The sequence below is a fragment of the Komagataeibacter melaceti genome (assembly GCF_003403295.1).
In the GTDB taxonomy this organism is placed as follows: Bacteria; Pseudomonadota; Alphaproteobacteria; order Acetobacterales; family Acetobacteraceae; genus Komagataeibacter; species Komagataeibacter melaceti.
The window spans coordinates 85,088-105,872 of record NZ_QUWV01000014.1 but is presented as its reverse complement, the minus strand read 5'-3'; the positions used below and the strand labels follow the sequence as shown (position 1 = coordinate 105,872).

General features: G+C 65.5%; 20 protein-coding genes. 6 read left to right on the top strand and 14 right to left on the bottom strand.

From position 1 onward, the window contains the following. From DY926_RS02050 to DY926_RS02040, 3 genes are all read left to right on the top strand, one after another. Positions 1-1,532: S41 family peptidase (locus tag DY926_RS02050; RefSeq protein WP_116701876.1), on the top strand; the 1,532-nt coding region annotated here is incomplete at its 5' end. A gap of 77 nt (positions 1,533-1,609) precedes the next feature. After that, on the top strand, positions 1,610-1,948 hold the full coding sequence (locus DY926_RS02045; RefSeq protein WP_116701862.1) for a DUF1491 family protein: 339 nt from the start codon (positions 1,610-1,612) through the stop codon (positions 1,946-1,948). A gap of 247 nt (positions 1,949-2,195) precedes the next feature. Beyond that, the gene (locus tag DY926_RS02040) at positions 2,196-3,341 is read left to right on the top strand and encodes an OmpA family protein (RefSeq protein ID WP_186336039.1); all 1,146 of its coding nucleotides are present in this window, start codon (positions 2,196-2,198) and stop codon (positions 3,339-3,341) included. Between the two features lie 99 nt (positions 3,342-3,440). Here DY926_RS02040 and cysK read toward each other — a convergent pair whose 3' ends face one another. Further along, a complete protein-coding gene (gene cysK, locus DY926_RS02035; protein ID WP_116701860.1) occupies positions 3,441-4,430 on the bottom strand; it encodes a cysteine synthase A in 990 nt (329 codons plus the stop codon). A gap of 154 nt (positions 4,431-4,584) precedes the next feature. Between cysK and DY926_RS02030 the strand changes: the two genes are divergently transcribed. Then, positions 4,585-5,031 carry an RrF2 family transcriptional regulator gene (locus tag DY926_RS02030; protein WP_116701859.1) on the top strand — a complete coding sequence of 149 codons (447 nt, stop codon included), beginning with the start codon at positions 4,585-4,587 and terminating at the stop codon, positions 5,029-5,031. A 54-nt stretch (positions 5,032-5,085) separates the two neighbouring features. Here DY926_RS02030 and DY926_RS02025 read toward each other — a convergent pair whose 3' ends face one another. Beyond that, complete coding sequence (locus tag DY926_RS02025; protein ID WP_116701858.1) at positions 5,086-5,523, bottom strand: hypothetical protein; 438 nt, start codon at positions 5,521-5,523, stop codon at positions 5,086-5,088. A 402-nt stretch (positions 5,524-5,925) separates the two neighbouring features. Here DY926_RS02025 and DY926_RS02020 point away from each other — a divergent pair, with 402 nt between their 5' ends. Both DY926_RS02020 and parE read left to right on the top strand, forming a co-directional pair. Next, a complete protein-coding gene (locus tag DY926_RS02020; RefSeq protein ID WP_186336038.1) occupies positions 5,926-6,468 on the top strand; it encodes a hypothetical protein in 543 nt (180 codons plus the stop codon). A 147-nt stretch (positions 6,469-6,615) separates the two neighbouring features. After that, positions 6,616-8,655, top strand: coding sequence for a DNA topoisomerase IV subunit B (gene parE, locus DY926_RS02015; RefSeq protein ID WP_116701857.1), 2,040 nt, complete (start codon positions 6,616-6,618; stop codon positions 8,653-8,655). Between the two features lie 106 nt (positions 8,656-8,761). On the opposite strand, the gene DY926_RS02010 is transcribed toward parE, so the two are convergent. The 12 genes from DY926_RS02010 to DY926_RS01955 form a co-directional block, all read right to left on the bottom strand. After that, entirely contained in the window at positions 8,762-10,303 is a 1,542-nt protein-coding gene (locus DY926_RS02010; RefSeq protein WP_116701856.1) for an NADH-quinone oxidoreductase subunit M, read from the bottom strand. Between the two features lie 121 nt (positions 10,304-10,424). Continuing rightward, entirely contained in the window at positions 10,425-12,284 is a 1,860-nt protein-coding gene (gene mutL / locus DY926_RS02005; RefSeq protein ID WP_116701855.1) for a DNA mismatch repair endonuclease MutL, read from the bottom strand. Positions 12,285-12,336: 52 nt separating this feature from the next. Continuing rightward, positions 12,337-12,825 (bottom strand): DUF3035 domain-containing protein, encoded by a 489-nt coding sequence (locus DY926_RS02000; RefSeq protein WP_116701854.1) that lies wholly within the window; start codon positions 12,823-12,825, stop codon positions 12,337-12,339. A 95-nt stretch (positions 12,826-12,920) separates the two neighbouring features. After that, positions 12,921-13,394, bottom strand: coding sequence for a signal peptidase II (gene lspA, locus DY926_RS01995; protein ID WP_116701853.1), 474 nt, complete (start codon positions 13,392-13,394; stop codon positions 12,921-12,923). A gap of 5 nt (positions 13,395-13,399) precedes the next feature. Next, positions 13,400-16,273 (bottom strand): isoleucine--tRNA ligase, encoded by a 2,874-nt coding sequence (gene ileS / locus DY926_RS01990; RefSeq protein ID WP_116701852.1) that lies wholly within the window; start codon positions 16,271-16,273, stop codon positions 13,400-13,402. A gap of 91 nt (positions 16,274-16,364) precedes the next feature. Continuing rightward, the gene (locus tag DY926_RS01985; protein ID WP_116701851.1) at positions 16,365-17,324 is read right to left on the bottom strand and encodes a bifunctional riboflavin kinase/FAD synthetase; all 960 of its coding nucleotides are present in this window, start codon (positions 17,322-17,324) and stop codon (positions 16,365-16,367) included. Then, positions 17,321-18,037 carry an acireductone synthase gene (gene mtnC / locus DY926_RS01980; protein ID WP_116701850.1) on the bottom strand — a complete coding sequence of 239 codons (717 nt, stop codon included), beginning with the start codon at positions 18,035-18,037 and terminating at the stop codon, positions 17,321-17,323. Before mtnC ends, DY926_RS01985 begins: the two co-directional genes overlap by 4 nt. Positions 18,038-18,060: 23 nt before the next feature. Beyond that, positions 18,061-18,603 (bottom strand): 1,2-dihydroxy-3-keto-5-methylthiopentene dioxygenase, encoded by a 543-nt coding sequence (locus tag DY926_RS01975; protein ID WP_116701849.1) that lies wholly within the window; start codon positions 18,601-18,603, stop codon positions 18,061-18,063. Further along, positions 18,600-19,223: a methylthioribulose 1-phosphate dehydratase gene (locus DY926_RS01970; RefSeq protein ID WP_116701874.1), complete on the bottom strand. Its 624-nt coding sequence runs from the start codon at positions 19,221-19,223 to the stop codon at positions 18,600-18,602. Before DY926_RS01970 ends, DY926_RS01975 begins: the two co-directional genes overlap by 4 nt. A gap of 37 nt (positions 19,224-19,260) precedes the next feature. Beyond that, positions 19,261-19,506: a twin-arginine translocase TatA/TatE family subunit gene (gene tatA / locus DY926_RS01965; RefSeq protein ID WP_116701848.1), complete on the bottom strand. Its 246-nt coding sequence runs from the start codon at positions 19,504-19,506 to the stop codon at positions 19,261-19,263. Positions 19,507-19,638: 132 nt separating this feature from the next. Next, complete coding sequence (locus DY926_RS01960) at positions 19,639-20,091, bottom strand: CHAP domain-containing protein (RefSeq protein ID WP_116701847.1); 453 nt, start codon at positions 20,089-20,091, stop codon at positions 19,639-19,641. After that, on the bottom strand, positions 20,088-20,729 hold the full coding sequence (locus tag DY926_RS01955) for a regulatory protein RecX (RefSeq protein WP_116701873.1): 642 nt from the start codon (positions 20,727-20,729) through the stop codon (positions 20,088-20,090). The genes DY926_RS01960 and DY926_RS01955 overlap by 4 nt, the downstream gene beginning before the upstream one ends. Positions 20,730-20,785 lie beyond the last annotated feature (56 nt).

Here is a 20,785-nt window from a genome sequence, read left to right as displayed (position 1 = left end):
CCTCCCCCCGTATCGCGGCACCGCCCCCACCCCCGCATGAGGACAGCGTGGACACACCCGCCGGGGGCGGGCTGAACCTGGCTGTCATTTCCTCGGTGATCCAGGCGAGTCTCTCCTTTCTCCAGCCCCGCACGCTGGAAAGCCATGAAATCCATGACTTCGCCCTGTGGGGGCTGAACGGCATCAGCGCGATCGACCCCTCGCTGAGCATCGAGGAGCAGCAGGGCTTCCTGCAACTGACCGCAACCCAGAAAACGGTCATGGCGCTGCCCGTGCCCGCGGCCGATGACCTGCCGGGCTGGAGCGCCGCCATCACCCGCATGCTGGACGCGGCCTGGCAGCATTCCGCCGCCATGCGCAGCACGGGGCAGGACGGGGTGCTGCAGGGTTTCTTTGATGAGCTGTTCAACCACCTCGACCCCTATTCGCGCTATATCGCGCCGGGGGCCGCCGTGTCAGACCGCAGCACCCGCACGGGCGGCGAGGCCTCGGCCGGGCTGACGCTGGGCATGGACCGCCACGCCATCATCATCACGGCGGTCAACGCCAATGGCCCGGCATGGCCCACCAGCCTTGCCGCCGGGCAGGTCGTGCGGGCCGTCAACGGGCGGCCCACGGCGTCCCACAGCCTCGAGACCGTCAGTTCATGGCTCAGCGGCCCCGTGGGCAGTCTCGTGCGCATCACGGTGGAAGCAAAGGGGCGGCTGAGCACGGTCACGCTGCACCGTGCCTCCACCCCGCCCGAGACCGTATTCGCCTATACCAGCGGCAAGCATGTCATCCTGCACATCACGGCATTTTCCGCCAACACGGCGGAGGAGATGAGCCAGTACCTGGATGAGGCCATGAACGTGCCCGGCATTTCGGGCCTGATCCTTGACCTGCGCGGCAATCGCGGCGGCGTGCTCCAGCAGGCGGTCACCACATCAGCACTCATGCTGGACCATGGCGTCGCGGCCATAACGCAGGGCCGCGACCCGCAGGCCAACCATGTCTGGGCCGTGCAGGGGGGCGACATGACCAACGGCCTGCCCATCATCATCATGGTGGACGGGCGCACCGCGAGTGCGGCCGAGATTCTGGCTGCGGCACTGGCCGACCAGAAGCGCGGCGTCGTGATCGGCAGCGCCACGCTGGGCAAGGGGCTGGTCCAGACCATTGGCCAGATGCCCAATGGCGGTGAACTTTACGTGACATGGAGTCGGGTGCTCGCCCCGCTGGGCTGGCCGCTGCAGGGGCTGGGCGTGATGCCGCAGGTCTGCACCAGCCTGGGGGAAAGCGCGCTTGAACGCCAGCTCCAGAACCTGGCCGAAGGCACGGCGGACAGCCGGGGATGGATCACGGCCACCCGCCAGATCCGCTACCCCGTCGATCCCGCGCGTATCCTGGGCATCCGCCGGGAATGTCCCGCCGCCATCGGTACGGACAGCGACCTTGATGCCGCACATTCCCTGCTGGACAATCCGGTCGAATACCGCGCCGCCCTGTCCGCCGTGCCGGACGAGAGCGCCGTCCCGGCCAGTGGCGGCTGACAGATATCACCATGGGAAACTGTGCTATTCCTGCATGTCTCCCTCAGCCTTTCTGCATTACCGGAGATATTCGCCCCATGGAGGAATCGCGCCTGAAAACCGGCATCTGGGTCAAGGCGATGCTGCGACAGGCTGGACAAACGGGAAATCCGGGCATGGTGCTGCACCGTGGGGATGAGGATGCGGGCAGCGTGCTGATCGTGCTGCTGGGCCGGGACAGGCGCATGTGCGTGCTTGCCCCCACCCGCACCCCCGATGGACGGCGGGCATGGTTCCGCGCTACAGGGGAGACGGCAGTGGATCAGGACAGTGTCGATGCCTACGTCGCAAGACAGAGGGAACGGGACCCCGACATATGGGTCCTGGAGTTCGACGCACCCGATCTGAAGCCACCGTTTGAAGCAAGGCTGATATGAAAGACGTGATTCCACGCGATTAAAGGCATAGAAACCAGTCCGGCATATGGGTGTGACATCTGGCACACAGTCGGACATGACAGTTGGCCCCACCGCCCAAAGCGATGGATTAGGCGGTGACAATGGATTGTCAGGACTGGTTTCTTTAAGCAAAAGAATGCTGATGCTGCTGATCCGAAGGAATATGGCACGCGCACCCGACCGGGCCGATACGCTAAACAAGGCCCGTCGAAGGGAGAAGAAGAGTATGAATCTGCGGTACGGATTGCTTGCAGGGTCTTTATTGGCTGCCTCGGTTACCCTGGGCTCCGTGCTGGTCTCCGCTCCGGTATTCGCCCAGCCTGTTCAGGGCCTGTACATGAGCGGTGAAGGTGGTGCGACCTTCAACCAGGGCCAGGTCATACGGAATTCTTCGGCGCGCGATCAGTTTCGTACCGGCGCCATCGGGGAAGGCGCCATTGGCTGGGGGCTGGGCAACGGCTTCCGCGTGGAGCTTGAGGGCCATTACCGGAACAATGACCTGAAAACGGTGGGGGGCAACGCCGCCTATCATGCGCATGCCGATGGCCGGCAGCAGGAATCGGGCCTCATGGCCAATGCCCTGTTCGACCTTGATATCGGCAAGAGCTGGCTGTTCCCGTATTTCGGCGCGGGTATCGGCTATGGCTGGCAGAACATGAACACCACCATGACCGGCAACGTGAATGGCGCGAATTACAGCCAGCATGTAAGCGGCACCTACGGCAACTTCGCCTATCAGGGCATCTTTGGCCTCGCCTTCCCCATGCCATGGGTTGTCGGCCTGTCCGCCACGGCGGAATACCGGTTCTGGACCATGCTGGGCCCGCAGTCGCACCATTCCACCATGAGCGGCAGCGAAACCGCGCTGACGGCCATGAACAGCGATTACGGCTTCCGCAACGGCAACCGTGACAGCCGCACCGACTTCAACCATTCCCTCATGCTCGGCCTGCGCTACGAGTTCAATCCCGCGCCCCCGCCACCGCCGCCGCCTTCCAGTATCGCGGCGCCCGCACCGGCGGAGAATCGGACCTATCTCGTATTTTTTGACTGGGACCGCAGCGACCTGACCGACCGCGCCCGTGCAATCGTGGCGGTGGCAGCACAGGCCTCGACCAACACGCAGACCACGCGGATCGAGGTCAACGGCTATACCGACAACTCCGCAGCCCATCCCGGCCCGCGCGGCGAACAGTATAACCAGGCGCTCTCGCTACGCCGTGCGGAGGTCATCAAGGCCGAACTGGTGCGCGATGGCGTACCCGGCCCCTCGATCGACATTCATGGCTTTGGCGACTCCAACCCGCTGGTCCAGACCATGGCCAACACGCGTGAAGCACAGAATCGCCGCGTCGAGATCATCCTGCACTGATCACCGGCCACCCAGCCTGAATATGGAAAAGAAAAAAGCGGCGCCGTCAGGCAGCCGCTTTTTCCATATCCGCTGCCCCAAAAGGGGCCGGGCCTGAACTCAGACCAGCCCGGTAAACAGCGAGGTGGACAGGTAGCGCTCGGCAAAGGACGGCGCGATGGTCACGATGGTCTTGCCCCTGTTCTCGGGCTGTGACGCAAGCTGTACGGCCGCATGCAGCGCCGCACCGGACGAGATGCCCACCGGCACGCCATCCAGCCGCGCACAGCGGCGGGCGGCGGCAATGGCCTCACGTTCGGATACCGGCATCACCCCGGCCAGCGCGGCAAGATCCAGCGTGCGGGGGCAGAAGCCCGGCCCGATTCCCTGAATCCCATGCGGCCCCGGCTCATCGCCGTTCAGGATGGCGCTTTCCATCGGCTCGACGCCATAGACCTCGATCCCCTTCTTGAGCTTCTTCAGCCGGTGGGCGATGCCGCTGGCCGTGCCGCCGGTGCCCAGTCCGGCCACGACAATATCGACCTCACCCGCCGTATCGGCCCAGATTTCCTCGGCCGTGGTGGCCGCATGCACATCGGGGTTGGCGGGATTATCGAACTGCCGGGGCATCCATGAATTGGGGGTCTTCTTCAGGATTTCCTCGGCCCGTGCGATCGCGCCCGCCATGCCCAGCCGCATGGGGGTCAGTTCCAGCCGGGCATCAAGCAGGCGCAGCATCTTGCGCCGTTCGATCGAGGCCCCTTCGGGCATGGTTACGATCAGCTTGTAGCCGCGCGCCGCCGCCACGAACGCGAGGGAGATGCCCGTATTGCCCGAAGTCGGCTCGACAAGCGTGGTCTTGCCGGGCTGGATTTCGCCCCGGCTTTCCGCATCCTCGATCATGGCCGCGCCGATGCGGTCCTTGACGGAGGCGAGCGGATTGAAGAATTCCAGCTTCATCAGCACACGCGCCTGCAATCCGTCTTCCCGGGTCAGATGCGGCAGCGCCACCAGTGGCGTCCCCCCCACGGTATCCACAATGGAGTCGTACACCTTGCCGCGCGGCGCGGCAAAACCGTAGGTGGGACCTGCCGGGGTGGTCTTGTTCATCCGTTATCACTCCTTGTTCCGGAAATGGGCTATTCACGCGTACAGTCTGACATAATCCACCATCCTCCTGAACAGAAGCGTGGATCAATCGGGCAATTGCTGATAAACGGTGCGAGGCACTTTTTCCGATCCACTCAAAGCAAGGCTGAATGATATGCTGCTCCGGCGTGACAGGACCATGATCGCGATACTGATCATGCTTGATGTTGCTTTTCATGCTGGGCGCAACGGCACCATAAGCGCTGCTGACATTGCCGAACGCGCAGGCCTGGCCCGGCGTGGCATCGAGCCGCTGCTCCAGTCCCTCTCACGCTCGGGGCTGCTGGAAAGCGTGCGTGGCCCGCGTGGTGGCTACCGTCTGGGCCGCCCCCGGCGTGACATCCTGCTGGCGGACATCCTTGCGGTCATCACGGCGGAAGACAACACGGATGATGGCCCGATCGGCGGGCTGTTCCAGAAGGTTGTTGAACCCTGCTGGCAGGAATTCGACAGCATGATCGACGAAAAATGCCGTGAGATCAGCCTTGATGACCTGGTGCGCCGGGCTGAAAACGCCGGCATGCGCCGCCCGCAGCCCGAACCGATCACCTTTTCCATCTGACCCTGCCGTTACGGCGGGGGTGGAAACCCCGGCCCGGTCAGGGCCGGGATGGCCTCATTTCGCGCCGGGTACGGCCGGGGCCGTGACCGTGGCTGTCACGTCGATATATTCACGCGGTTCTTTCTCCCCACGGATCAGGACGACGCGGAATTTGTCCTGCCCGGAGTAGGAAGCGTTGGGCGTGTACGTCACATAAGTGTGATCGTTGTAGTTATAGATGAACGCCTTGCCATGCTCCGGCGCGGGCGACACCCCGAACGACGGATAGGGGTGCCCGCCGGACATGCGCGTCTCGATCGCGCAGTAGCCGTCATCGCTGCGCACCTGCATGGTGGCACTTTTCGTGTTCTGGCCCGCTGGCGTCAGGTTGCCCACCTGGCACAGGCCGGATGCCTTCATGTAATTGTAGGGGTTGGGGGTCGTGCCGATTCCACCAAGGTTTACGGCCGGTTTGTTATCACATCCGGCGAGCAGAATGCCCGTCGTCATCATGATTGCAGACAGTCGCAGTCGCACTCGTCAGCTCCGCTGTATTTGATACATCACCTGTTATGAGGACAGTTTCGCCCGCGCCGTCCCAATAACGGTCTGGATCGGCACAACGGCAAACCGCTTTGGCGTCTGCTGTAGAGCAACGCACCCAGGCGGGAAAGACCCGTTGGTCCTTTTTACGCAAGCGGACAGGCCCTGCACATGTGGCATAGCCGGACGGATGGCCGCTGTCATCCCATCGAACGTTCATGCCTCCCCTTTTTAAGAGGGATACCGTGATCTCCCTTTTGGCAGCAGCAGGTTTGCGCTATAGACCTGATCCGGATCCCAATTCCGCCGGACCATGCGGGGCCTTTTTGCATCCCCGTTGGCAATAGCCCCAATATCTGGAGAACCTTCCTGATGTCCATGTCGATCTGGCGCGCAGGCGCTGCCGCACTTGCCCTGGCCGGGCTGGTTAATGGCGGGCAGGCACTGGCAGCCGGCCCCTGCTCCCCTTCCCCCGCGCATGAAGCCTTTGATGTGCAGGGCCTGAAGAGCGAGCTGATGGTCACGGCCCTGTCCTGCAATGCGCAGGAAAAATATAACAGTTTTGTTATGAAGTTCCGCACCAAGCTGACGAATGAGGAACACGTCCTCAACGCCTATTTCCACACCACCTATGGCCGCAACGCCCAGCGCCAGCATGATGACTACATCACGCAGCTTGCCAATGTGCAGTCCGAGCGCGGCCTGCATTCCGGCACGGCGTTCTGCCAGCAGCGCATCTCCATGTTTGATGAGGTGCTGGTGCTCGACACGGCGGCCGACCTGTCCAGCTACGCGCAGGCGAAGGACATTCTCCAGCCCGCTTCCTACCTGACCTGCACCGCGCCCAACCGCCCGGTCCGCCCGGCGGCGTCCAGCACCCGCACCAGCCCGGCCCGCCACACGGTCCGTAGCTGACCACGCGCCGCCGCGCCGCGTTGGAAAGAAAATAAGGCCGGGCCAGCGTCCGGCCTTTTTCGTGCCCGCAAGTGCAGGCATAGTGCCAGCGCGCGATCGGGCCTTGCAGCCTGACTGGACGTGACTCGACAGAACAAAGAACGATTCATGAACGACGATCTTTTTTCCACGCCTGCCAGCCCCGGCAAACCTGCCCGACGCAAGGTCTCCCCCGCCACCATGCCAGACAACACCCCCAACAGCCCCGAATCCTATGACGCCAGCGCGATCGAGGTGCTGGAGGGGCTGGAACCCGTCCGCCGCCGTCCCGGCATGTATATCGGCGGCACGGACGAGACCGCTTACCATCACCTTGCCGCCGAGATCCTTGATAACGCGATGGATGAGGCCGTTGCAGGGCACGCCACCACCATTGACGTGACGCTGGAGGCCGGTGACTGCCTGACCATACGCGACAACGGCCGTGGCATCCCGGTGGACCCGCATCCCCGCTTTCCCGACCGTTCGGCGCTGGAGGTGATCCTGACCACGCTGCATGCCGGGGGCAAGTTCTCGGGCAAGGCCTATGCCACGTCCGGCGGGCTGCATGGCGTGGGGTCATCCGTGGTCAATGCGCTGGCGGCCCGCATGGAAGTAGAGATCGCGCGCGACCGGGAACTGTGGCGGCAGGTTTATGAACGCGGCCACCCGCTCAGCGGCGTGGAAAAGGTCGGCCCGGTCAACAACCGGCGCGGCACACAGATCCGCTTCATTCCCGACCCGCAGATTTTTGGCCGCCTGCACTTCTCCCCGTCGCGGCTGTACCGGCTGTGCCGGTCCAAGGCGTTCCTGTTCCGTGGGGTCACCATCCGCTGGGCGTGTGACCCCGCGCTGATCAAGGGTGATGATGTGCCGGCGGAAGCCGTGCTGCACTTCCCCGGCGGGCTGGCCGACAGCCTGCGTGACGAACTGGGTGAAAAGGCAGCCCTGCTGACCGACCTGTGGGCGGGTGACGCGGACCTGCCCACCGGGCCGGACGGGGCGGACACCGGGCGCATGGAATGGGCCATCGCCTTTCAGGAATCCGGCCCGGCGGCCCTTGCCTCCTACTGCAACACCATCCCCACCCCCAATGGCGGCACGCATGAGACGGGGTTCCGCAACGCGCTGCTCAAGGGGCTGCGCAACTGGGGGGAGCAGCGTTCCAACAAACGCGCCGCCAGCATCAATGCCGATGACATTCTGGGCTGCATCGCCGCCAAGCTGTCCGTTTTCATCCGCGACCCGCAGTTTCAGGGCCAGACCAAGGAAAAGCTGACCAGCAGCGAGGCCAGCAAGCTGGTTGAGACCGCCCTGCGCGACCGTTTTGACCACTGGCTGGCGGGCAACCCGCCACAGGCGGATAACCTGCTGGCCTTTGTGGTGGAACGGGCCGAGGAACGCCTGCGCCGTAAGGAACAGAAGGACACGCCGCGCAAAAGCGCCACCCGCCGCCTGCGGCTGCCGGGCAAGCTGACAGACTGCACGCGTGAGAATGCCGCCGAGACGGAAATCTTCCTTGTGGAGGGGGATTCAGCCGGTGGCTCGGCCAAGCAGGCCCGCAACCGCGAGACACAGGCCGTGCTGCCCCTGCGCGGCAAGATCCTGAATGTGGCCAGTGCCTCGACCGAGAAGCTGCGCGGCAACCAGGAACTGCGTGACCTTGTGGAAGCCCTGGGCTGCGGCATGGGGGAACGCTTCGACGCCAGCAGGCTGCGTTATGGCCGCATCATCATCATGACCGATGCCGATGTGGACGGCGCGCATATCGCCTCCCTGCTCATGACCTTCTTCTTCCGTGAACTGCCGGGGCTGATCCGTAACGGGCATCTCTATCTGGCGCAGCCGCCGCTGTACCGCCTGACACAGGGCGGCAAGAGCATCTACGCCATGGACGATGCCGACCGGGAACGGAAAATGAAGACGGCGTTCAAGCCCAATAGCAAGGTCGAGGTCTCACGCTTCAAGGGGCTGGGGGAAATGCCGCCTGCCGACCTGAAGCAGACCACCATGGACCCGAAACACCGCACGCTGCTCAAGGTCATCACCCCGCCCGAGGACAGGGCCTTCACTCTGGAACGAGTGGAACACCTGATGGGCCGCAAGGCGGAACTGCGCTTCCGCTTCATTCAGGAACACGCCAGGCAGGTCGATAACCTCGACGTATAAGAAGCTTGCGGGGGCTGCGCTTTCGGACGCGTTCAGCCCCTGAAAAACACAAAGCCCGGCCATCCCACAGGATGGCCGGGCTTTTTTGTAAGGAAAACCCTGTTGCTCAGCCCGCGCCGGTCAGCGGTGCGATCACCTGCGGCTCAACCGTAGCGACAGCCGCCGCCGGGTGCAGCAGGCTGGTCACCGCCGGGTCAAACACCCGCAGGAACGAGCCCGGATGCACACCCATCCACAGCGTCACCACCGCCAGCGGTACCAGCACGGCCAGTTCCTGACCCGTCAGGTCACGCAGCAGGGCGACAACCCCGCCCCGGTCCGCCCCGAACAGCACGCGGCGGTAGAGCACCAGCATATAGACCGCGCCAAGGATCATGCTCGACCCGCCAAGGAAGGCCAGCCAGAACGAGACATGCAGCGCGCCGACCATGACCAGGAACTCACCCACGAACGCCCCGGTGCCCGGCAGGCCGATATTGGCCATGACGAACAGCATGGCCAGCGTGGCCAGCACCGGCATCTTGTGCGCGACACCGGAGAAGGCGCTGATCTCGCGCGTTTCAGCCCGCCAGGACACGGCGGAGACACAGAAGAACAGCGCCGCGATCACGATGCCATGCGACAGCATCTGGAAAATCGCGCCATCAATGCCTTCCGGCGTAAGGGTGAACAGGCCAATCGCGATCACCCCCATATGCGAGAACGAGGAATAGGCGATCACACGCTTCATGTCCGTCTGCGCCAGCGCGATCATGGCGGCATAGATCACCGCGATCACACCCAACGTCAGCACCACGGGTGCGAACAGCCGCGCCGCATCGGGGAACATGAGCACGCCAAAACGCAGCAGCCCGTAGGCCCCGGCCTTTGACAGCACGCCCGACAGCATGACGGAGGCCGGGGTCGGCGCTTCCGTATAGGCATCGGGCAGCCAGGCATGCAGCGGGAACAGCGGCAGCTTCACGCCAAAGGCGATGATGAACCCGGCCAGCAGCCAGCCCTGCATGGCGTGGCTGAACCCATGGTGCTGGAGGGCCACGATATCCGTCGTGCCGGTCACGTTCCACATGGCCAGAAGCGCCAGCAGCATGAACAGCGAACCGCCAAAGGTGAACAGGAAGAACTGCAGCGACGCCCAGACACGCCGTGGCCCGCCCCATACACCGATCATGAGGCTGGCAGGCAGCAGCGTCGCTTCATAGAAGACGTAGAACAGCACCAGATCCAGCGCCGAGAACAGGCCGATCAGCGTGGTTTCCAGCAGCAGCATGGCGATCATGTAATCGCGCACCCGCCCCGTAACCAGTTTCCACCCGCCGATGATGGAAAGCGGGGTCAGGAACGTGGAGAGCAGCACGAACATGAGGCTGATGCCATCAATCCCGGCGTGGTAGGATATGCCCGCGCCGCTGGCCCATCCGATCTGCTGTTCGAACTGGACGCCAGCACGGGCGGAATCAAATTCCGCCCACATGATCACGGACAGCGCGAACACGATACCACTGGTCCACAACGCCACCCATCGGGCGGCGGTCTCGACCGTCTGGGTTGTGCCGCGCGTCAGCAATATGGCCACGACCCCGGCAAGAGGCAGGTAGGTAACTAGGGGGAGCAGGATCGGATGCACACTCGGTCTCACATCATCCATGGACAATGCGTGACCCTAGAGGCGTTTTGTATCAGGAATCCAGTGCGCGGACGGTCACATTATACCGAGCATGCGCAGCCACCCGCCCCGCAATGCATGCCCGGCATGCCAGTCGGTGGTCCTAGCGACGCCCGAACATCCGCTCCAGATCGGCCTTTTCCAGCCGTATCCATGTCGGGCGGCCATGTGAGCACGTGCCCGAGCGGGGCGTGCGTTCCATGTCGCGCAGCAGGGCGTTCATTTCCTCGTGTGTCAGCCTGCGCCCTGCCCGCACGCTGCCATGGCACGCCATGCGCGCAATGATCGCATCCATGCGCGCATCCAGCGCATCCGCCTGCGCGGGGGTGGCCAGATCATCCGCCTCCAGTTCCTCGGCCAGGTCACGCAGCATGCCTGCCGGGTTTTCCTTGCCCAGCAGCGCAGGCATGGTACGGACCAGAACGGCGGGACCGCCAAAAGGTTCAATCTCGAGTCCCAGCCGGGCCAGCGCCGGGGCGAAGGACAGCAGTGCCTCCGCCTGCCGGGGTGTCAGTTCCACCACCTCGGGCAGCAGCAGGCGCTGGGCGCGGATCTCGCCACCCAGATATTGCTGGCGCAGCAGTTCATGGGTCAGGCGCTCATGGGCGGCATGCTGGTCCACCAGCACAAGCGCGCCATCAGCGGTCTGGGACAGGATATAGGTGCCCAGAACCTGCGCCATGGCAGCACCAAGCGGGTAATCCGCACAGGCCGCGTCACCCGTGGGGGCAGCTTCCTCCACCGGCACGGCCCGGCGGGCCGCAGGCAGGGCGGCCAGCGGCAGGGTGGATTCGGCAAGGCCGGTGGGGAACCCGGCCCCGTCCTTTTCCGCCATGGCGGGTGGCATGGCCATGCGGGCAGCAATTTCAGGCGCATTGTCCTGCCGCTCCGGCGGGTACCAGATGCGCGCGGGTGATGGCCCGCGTGACTGGAGCAGGTCGGGCCGCACCCCCGCCACACCCGCCCCCGTGCCCAGCGCACGGCCAAGGGAGCCGATCACCAGCGCCCTGACCGCCGCCGGGTCGGCATAACGCAGTTCCGTCTTGGCGGGGTGTACGTTCACGTCCACCTGTTCGGGCGGGATTTCAAGCGCCAGCGCCACCACGGCGTGCCGCCCATGTTCCATGACATTGCGGTAGGCAACCCGCACGGCCGTACGCAGCACCGGGTCAACCACGGGCCGCCCGTTGACCAGAAGCATCTGCCCGTTGGCCGTGGCGCGATGGACCGATGGCGCGCAGATGAAGCCGTGCAGCTTCAGGTCGCCGCGCTGCCCCTCCACGGGAAGCAGGCCATCGGCCTGCCCGGATTCAAGGATGGCGGCGACACGCGCAGCCCTGTCCTGCACGGGCAGGTCAAGGATCATGCGCGAGTCGAATTCCAGCCGGAAGGCAATTTGCGGGGCGGCCAACGCCAGCCGCCGCACCACGTTTTCGGCATGACCGGACTCGACACGCGGGCTTTTGAGGAATTTGCGCCGCGCGGGGGTAGCGAAGAACATGTCCTCCACCAGCACGCGCGTACCGGGTGCGCCGGCACAGGGTTCGGGTTCCCCCACCACGCCACCCTCAACCCGGATGGACCATGCCGACTCCGCGCCCCTGGGCCGGGACATGACCGTAAGCCGGGCGGCCGCCCCGATGGAGGGCAACGCCTCCCCCCGGAACCCGAGGGTCGAGATACGCACCAGCGTCTCATCACGCAGTTTGGATGTGCAATGCCGCTCGACCGCCAGCCGCAGGTCATCGGGGGACATGCCGCAGCCATCATCCGTGACCTCGATCCGGTCCATGCCGCCCCGGTCCAGACGGATATGGATGCGCCGTGCACCGGAATCGATGGCGTTTTCAACCAGCTCCTTCAGCGCGGCGGCCGGGCGCTCGATCACCTCGCCCGCCGCGATGCGATTGACTACCTGTTCGGACAGCCGACGGATCACCGGCTGGCTGTTAGCTGGAGACATGTTCTTTTCCGCAGCCGGATTTACAGTTTCCGCCCATCACGGCGGGGCCACCTTATTTGGCGGGACCGCTTACCGTGGGGGTGGCGCCCTGTGTCAGGTTGTGGCCAAGGGCCGAGTCCTCACGCAGGCGGGCGTTTTCCGCCTTGCCGTTGACCAGGTTGCCCGCCCCGCCGCCATGCCAGAACATGAGCTTGTCCACAAAGCTGGTATCCGCACGCCCCATCTCGCCCCGGTCTGGGTCATTGGCGGCCTGCTGCGCGGCCCCCACCAGCGCGGTCTGGCCCGCGCTGTCAGGGCCATCGGCACCCTGCAGCGCCACGTTGGGGGAGAGCGTTTCCAGCGCCTGCATGCGCGGGTTGGTGTCTTCCGCGCGCTGGACGGCGTTGCTGTTGGGCGCGCCCAGCTCATCGGACGGTGGCATGGACAGCGGCGCGCGGGTCGTGACCGTGTATTCATCCGGCAGGCTGCGCTCCAGTCCGAAAGCGCGCGAAACATCCGCGCCCGTGCAGCCCGACAGCATGAAGCCGCCCGATACGAGCAATGCACAGGAAAGGGGTCTGAAAGCTGGAATCGCCATATCTCGCCTATTACCGTTAGTGGAACGGTTCGGCAAGCATGCGCAGGCCGCTCCTGCCCCTAGTTTGCATCGCGCGTGCGCAGGTTGTCGATAATCAGGATCGCAACGCCGCAATCAATCAGCGCATCCGCGATGTTGAACACCGGCCATGACCAGCCAAAGGCATGCGCGTGGATGAAATCAACCACCGCACCATAGCGCAGCCGGTCGATCACGTTGCCAATCGCACCGCCCATGATCATGCCCAGCGCCGCCGCCACCCATACCCGTGGCGTTCGCGCCAGCCATACGCCCAGCCCCGTCACGATGGCCAGGGCCGCGACCGAAAAGATCACGCGCCCCGCCGCCCCCGCACCACCCAGCATGCCAAAGGTGATGGCATGGTTCCACACCATGGTCAGGTTCAGCACTGGCAACAGGGGCACGCTTTCACGCGCGGGCAGGTCATAGACATCCAGTATCCAGAACTTGCTGGCCTGATCGGCGGCCAGCGCGGCCAGCAGGCAGGCCCCGCCCACAACGCGGTTGTTCATGGCCCTTACGCCTTGCCCTGCACCACATCGACACAGCGCAGGCACAGTTCGGGGTGGGTGCTGTCACGCCCCACTTCCTCCAGCACCTTCCAGCAGCGCGCGCATTTATGCCCCTGCGCCACCGTAATGGCGGGAATACCATGCGGCGTGCCTTCCTGCGCTTCGTCCTCGCCCAGATAGATCGAGCCGGCCCCCGCAATGACGCTGACCGCCGCCTGTGACACGATGGTCAGCTCCGCCCAGTCCACTCCCTCGAAGCGTGCGGCTTCCGCCTCCGACAGGGGCAGTTCAAGGGCTGCCTGCAGCGAGGACTTGACCAGCCCATCACGGCGCGCGCTCTCGATCTCGGTGGTGATGATGCGGCGCACGGCACGCAGCATGGCCCAGCGATCGCCCAGTTCGGGATCGTTCCATTCCGTGGGCAGGTCCGGGAAAGCCTGCAGGTGCACGCTTTCGGTATTGCCGGGGCGGGCCAGCCATGCCTCTTCCGCCGTAAAGACCAGAACAGGCGCAAGCCATGCGCACAGGCAGCGATGCAGGTGGTCCAGCACGGTGCGCGCAGCGCGGCGTTTCAGGCTCGACGGGCCATCGCAGTAGATGGTGTCCTTGCGCACGTCGAAATAGAAGGCCGACAGGTCAGCTGCGCAGAAGCCGTGCAGCGCGGGGTACACGCCCACCCATTCATGCGTTTCCACCGCGCTGGCCACAAGGCCGCCCAGTTCGCTCAGGCGGTGCATGACCCAGCGCTCAAGCTCGGGCAGTTCGGCATGGGGCACGCGCTCGGCCTCGGTAAAGCCATCCAGCGCACCCAGCAGCCAGCGCAGCGTATTGCGCAGGCGGCGATAGAGTTCGCCCTGCTGCTTGAGGATCTCCTTGCCGATGCGAAGGTCCTCGTTCGTGTCGGAGTTCATGACCCACAGGCGCAGGATGTCGGCCCCGAGGCTGTCATTCACGTCCTGCGGTGCGATGACGTTGCCAAGCGACTTGGACATCTTGCGGCCCTGCTCGTCCAGCACAAAGCCGTTGGTCACCAGCGCCTTGTAGGGTGCCACACCGCGCGTGCCCACGCTTTCGAGCAGGGAGGACTGAAACCAGCCGCGATGCTGGTCCGACCCCTCAAGGTAGAGATCCGCCGGGAAGGGCATGTCGCCATGACCCAGCACGAAGGCATGGGTCGAGCCACTCTCGAACCATACGTCCACGATGTCGAAGACCTGCTCGTAATCCTCCGGGTCGCGCCCTTCGCCAAGGAAGCGCGAGGCGGGGGAGCTGTACCAGGCATCCGCCCCCTCGGCACGGAAGGCGGCGACGACACGGGCCATCACCTCGGCATCGCGCAGGACCTCGCCCGTGCGCTTTTCCACGAACACGGCAATCGGCACGCCCCATGCGCGCTGGCGGCTGATGCACCAGTCCGGGCGGCCCGCCACCATCGAGGTCAGGCGGTTGCGCGCCTGCGCGGGCACGAACGTCACCTTTTCCAGCGCGGCAAGGGCACGGTCGCGCAGATGGCCTTCGCCATCCATGCGGATGAACCACTGCGGCGTGGCGCGATAGATGATGGGCGCGCGCGAACGCCATGAATGGGGATAGGAATGGACCAGCGTCGCCCGCGCCACCAGCCCGCACGGCGCGGTGCCCGCCGCCACGGCGCGCTGCATGGATTCAAGCAGGGCCTGACAGACCGGCTCCGCCGCCTTGAACACATGTCCACCGGCAAACAGGGGCACCCAGTCAGCATAGCGGCCGTCACCCTGCACCAGTTCGGTGATTTCCAGCCCGTAGGCGCGACCGAGGTTGAAGTCGTCCTCGCCATGCGCGGGGGCCGTGTGGACCAGCCCGGTCCCGGCCTCGGTCGTGACATGCGCGCCGGGCAGCAGCGGCACGTCGAAATCATAGCCCTGCCCGCGCAGCGGATGGGCGCAGACCGCGCCCTCCAGCGCGCTGCCGGGCAGGGTGTAGAGCACATGGTGCGCGGTCACGCCCGCCGCCTGGCAGAACGGGCCGATCAGGTCTTCCGCCACCAACACGCGCGCCTGCGGCTCCAGCGTGGCGTCATCGCTCACGCCATCAATCCGCAGCACGGCGTAGGTGATTTCCGGCCCATAGGCGATGGCGCGGTTGGCGGGGATGGTCCACGGCGTGGTGGTCCAGATCACCGCCGCCACATCTTCCAGCGCATGGGCGGGGGTGGGATCGGTCACAAAGGGGAACGCCACATGGATGGCGGTGGATTCATGGTCGCGATATTCGATCTCGGCCTCGGCCAGGGCCGTTTTCTCGACCGGGCTCCACATGACCGGGCGCAGGCCACGATACAGCAGGCCATTGAGCAGGAATTTGCCGATTTCCCCCGCGATCGCCGCCTCGGACGAGAAATCCATGGTGGCGTAACGCCGCGCCCATTCCGCCTGCACGCCCAGCCTGCGGAACTCGCTGGCCTGCGTGTCGAGCCATTTCTGCGCATAGGCGCGACATTCGGCGCGGAACTGGAGAACGGGCACGCTGTCCTTGTCCTGCCCGCGCTTGCGGTATTCTTCCTCGATCTTCCATTCGATCGGCAGGCCATGGCAGTCCCAGCCCGGCACGTAATGGATGCCGTAGCCCGCCATACGGTGGGCGCGGTTGATCACGTCCTTGAGGATCTTGTTCAGCGCGTGGCCGATATGCAGGTGCCCGTTGGCGTAAGGCGGGCCATCATGCAGCATGAACACGTCACGCCCCTGCGCCTGCGCGAACAGGCGGTCATCGAGCTTGTCACGCTCCCATCCGGCCAGAATCTCAGGTTCCCTCTTGGGCAGACTGCCCCGCATGGGAAAGGAGGTGGTCGGCAGGAAGACCGTCTCCCGATAGACATCCTGTGGTTTTGACTCGGACATGGCCTGTTCTGTTCTTCTGGCAAAGGGGAGCATGCAGGGCCGCGAGGGCCCGCGCGCGAGGCAACCTTATGGAGACCACGGCGGCGCGTGGTCAAGTTCTGGTGGGTATGGTCCCGGACTGGCGGGCGGACAGATAGGCGGTAGCCTGCTCGGAATCGCGCGCGATCTGTTCCTTGAGCGCGTCCAGCCCGTTAAAGCGGCGTTCGGCGCGCAGCAGGGTATGCAGCGCGACCGACAGGGTCTGGCCGTACAGGTCACCTGAAAAACCAAGCAGGTGCACTTCCAGCCGGCTTTCCTGCCCGTCATTGATGGTGGGCCTGCGCCCGATATTGGCCACGCCGGGGCAGACCGTGCCATCGGCCATGCGCACGCTGACGGCATACACGCCACGCGCGGGTTCCAGATGGCGACCAAGGGCGATGTTGGCCGTGGGGAACCCCAGCAGGCGGCCACGCTTGTCACCATGCTGCACCACGCCGCGAATCGACCACGGGCGGCCCAGTTCCTCCGCCGCGCGTTCGGGGTATCCATCCTGCAGCAGCCTGCGGATACGGCTGGAGGAATATGGCCCCAGCGCATCGGCCAGTGCCGGGACAACGGTCAGGCCGATGCCCAGCTCCTCGGTCCGTTCGGCCAGGAAATCCACGTTGCCCCGCCTGCGGTGGCCGAAGGCGAAATCCATGCCGCAGGCCACATGGTGCAGGCCAAGGCTTTCATGCAGCACGCGGGTTACGAAATTCTCGGCGCTCATGGCGCTGAATTCCCGGTCGAAGGGAATCTGGAACACATGCTTCACGCCAAGGGCGGACAGCGCCGCAAAGCGTTCCTGCGGCAGGGTCAGGCGAAAGGGCGGGTCCTGCGGGCGGAACAGTTCGCGCGGATGCGGCTCGAACGTCACCACCGCCAGTTCCCGGTCAGGGCGCGCGGCATGCGCTGCCTGCACCAGATGGGCATGGCCCACATGCACCCCGTCAAAATTGCCCAGCGCCGCAACCGCGCCACGGGCGGCGTCGGGAATGTCGCGCCAGTCCGTGTGCAGATGCGCCTTCATGCCGCCTCCGGGCACGGCAGGCCAAAGCGGGTCGCGACCTCATCCAGCGTCGCGGCGACGGGATGGGTGGTTCCGGGCTGCGTGCCGTCCTGCGGGTGGACGATCTGGCATGTACGCAGCCCCGCGGTGGCGGCGGCGTCAAGCTCGGCCACGACATCGGACAGAAACAGCACATCCTCCGGCTGCCACCGGGCATCGCGCAGGATGTGGCGATAGCTGTCCGCATCACGCTTGCCGCCCATGCCGAGGTCATAGAACCCGACGAAGACGCTGCTCACGTCCCCCTCACTCGTATGGCCGTAAATCAGCTTCTGCGCCGCAACCGAGCCGGAGGAATAGACCGCAAGCGCCACCCCCGCCGCCGCCCAGCAGCGCAGGGCGGGCACCACGTCCGGGTAGAGAACGGCCCTGAGCGCGCCATCGGCATATCCCTGCGCCCAGACCATGCCCTGCAGGGCCTTGAGCGGCGCGACCTTGGCGTCCGCATCCATCCATGCCTCAAGCTGGCGCAGGGGGGGCACGCCGGGGGCAAGGCGGGCGATTTCCGCAATCTGCGCCTTGACCTGCGGGTCATCGGCCCGGTTGCGCAGCAGGGCGGGCAGCGCCTTGCGGGCATAGGGGAACAGGGTGTCATGGACAAAGGAAACCGGTAGGGTCGTTCCCTCAATATCCAGCAGCACCGCACGTACGGGCGGCTGCGTGGCCTGGGTCACGTTCTCATCTCCTTCACGGCGGCTCAGGCTTCCACGGGGAAGCGGACCGCGATGTCGCTGCCGGTATATTGCGCGATCCAGCCATCTGGGTTGGTGAAGATGCGCAGCGTCACGAAATCCGGCACTTCCCCCCCGTCAAACCAGTGGGGCGTGCCGGCGGGCACGGAAATCAGGTCCCGCGCGGTGCAGCGCACGTCATAGACATGGCCGTTCACGTGCAGGATGAAATCCCCCTGCCCATGGACGAAAAAGCGCACCTCGTCCTCGCTATGGACATGCTCGGACAGGTATTTGCCGCGCGCCTGCGCCCAGCCCGCCGTATCGGGGCGGACACGGATCACATCCGCCGAACCGGCCCCCGTCTCCCCCATGAGCTGGTCGAGATAGGGGCGGTAGGCGTCCAGCACCTCGGCTTCCGTGGCGTCACGCGGCGGGACGACCGGGCTGTCCCACTGCTCGAACCGCACACCGATCCGGCCCAGCTCGGCGGCGATGCGCGCGGGGTCGGTCAGGTGCAGGCAGGCCACGCCGGGCCGGTCATCGGCATAGACGGTCAGGCTGCTCATCCGAGCTTCCTCCTCTCCAGTTCGCAGGCCAGCAGGAACTCAAGCCCCTCCAGCCGCGCAAGCGCCACATCCATATCCGCACCCCAGACATACACGCCATGGCCGCGAATGATGTAGCCCGCATGCATGCCCGCCAGATGGGGCGCCACGACACCGGAGAGGCGGGCGATGTCCTGGTCATTGTCGAATATGGGCACATGCACCCGTGCGGCATGGGTGTCCTGCCCGGCAAAGACCTTCTGGACCTCGTAGCCTTCCAGCACCAGCGCGTCCCCACCCGCCATGGACAGCACGGTGGAGGCTACGGAGTGCCCGTGCAGCACCGCGCCCGCCGTGGCGTCATGGGCATAGATCTGGCAGTGCAGCAGGGTCTCGGCGCTGGGGCGGTCACCGTCGGTGCATGGCGCGCCCGTGGCGTCCACGCGGATCACCCCGTCCGGCCCCAGCAGCCCCTTGTGTCCGCCCGAGCGCGTGATGGCGAGCGTGCCATCAGGCAGGCGGATGCTGATATTGCCCGCCGTGGCGGGTACCCAGCCAAAACGGTCCATCCGCTGGCCCGCGGCAATAATCCGGCTTACCGCGTGGCAGTACGCGCCAGCGGGAAATGCTGTTTCATCCATCACGCCGTCCGTCCGCATGCCGGGCATGCGGCCCATGTCATTTCACGTTGTTGGGGGAACGCTGCGGCGTTTCGGTAAAGGCGGCGTCCTTTTCCCGCGCCGGGCCCTGTATGTGGCCGGTGGGTACCGGCTCCTCGGGGGCGTCATCGGCCATGTTCTTCTTGAACGTCTTGATGCCGCGCGCCATGTCCCCCATGAGCGAACTGATCTTGCCGCCGCCGCCAAACAGTACCAGCACCACGGCCAGTACGATCAGCCAATGTCCCCAGCTCAAGCTACCCATTGCATTCCTCAATCCGCGTCCATGACGCAAAATGCCGTTTCCGCGCCCGCCATCCCATACGGCGGACAACCTGCCCTTCCCCGCCTATGTGAGGGGGACGCCCATGATATGCAAGCATCCATGGCAGCCAGATCAGCCCGTTGGCAGGATAAACCCATATGCAGGATAGACGGTTTTGCCCATGTCGTGAATGGGGGCCCACCATACCTTTACCCGCGACCAGTCATTCCGCCCCGATACGTCTATGACCGGCTCGGCCCGGCCAACGCGGCCCGGCACCCAGTTGGCCTGGTCCACCAGCACCTCGCGCGGGCCACGCACCGCGCGCACGACGGAGACATGCCCGTCCGGCAGGCGGCTGGTGGAGCGCAGCACCAGCACGGCACCTGGCCGGGGCACGGCGCTGCGGGGGTAGCGCCCGCGCGCCTGCGCCCACCATGAGGCCGCATCCCCCTTCAGCTGCACATGCGTCATGTCCCGCGCATAGGGCGCGCATTGCAATCGCCCGTTCCAGCCACCCCCGCCACAGGCAGCCAGCGGCAGGAGCAAGGCCGCCACCATTATCCGCGCAATACCCCTTTTCATGCCGTTCTCATGCGCATGATCCTGTCCTCCGCCTCGGTCACATCCATTTCCAGCGCCTGACGTGCGATGTCATGGGTAAATCCCGCCCGCGCCATGGCCTCCATCGCGCGCCGCGTGCGCCGCGCCGCCTCGTCCCCATCCGCGTCGGGCCGCAGGAACGGCCCCGCCCGCCGCTTGCGCGCGAAAACCAGGGCCGCGGCCAGTTCCGTCTCCCGCCCTTCCCCGTCACGCGGGCCGAGGGCTTCCTCCATCGCTTCACCTGCGGTGGCCTCATCCACCCCGCGCGCGCCCAGATGTGCGGCGACCATGCGGCGCGAGCGCCCGGCACGGGCAAGGGATCGGGCGCGGGACTGGGAAAAGCGGGCGTCATCCACCGCGCCCAGCCCCTCCATGTCAGCCACGATGCGGGGGATCAGGTCACGGGCGGGGGCTACGGCGCGGGCCGCGTCTTCCGCTTCCATGCCGGTGGCGAGCGCGCGGCGCACCCAGCGGTCGATACGGCGCTCCAGCATCTGCCCGACCGCCGCGCGCGTGGCGGCGAAACGGGCCAGATAGGCCAGCGCCACCGCGCGCAGCACGGCGGCATCCGGTGCGGGGGGAAGCGGGCGCGGAGCGGAGCGGGACGGGCGGGCCACCATAACGGGCATACTGACATAAACCGCACGCCCCCGCCCATAGCTGACTGGCTGGCGGA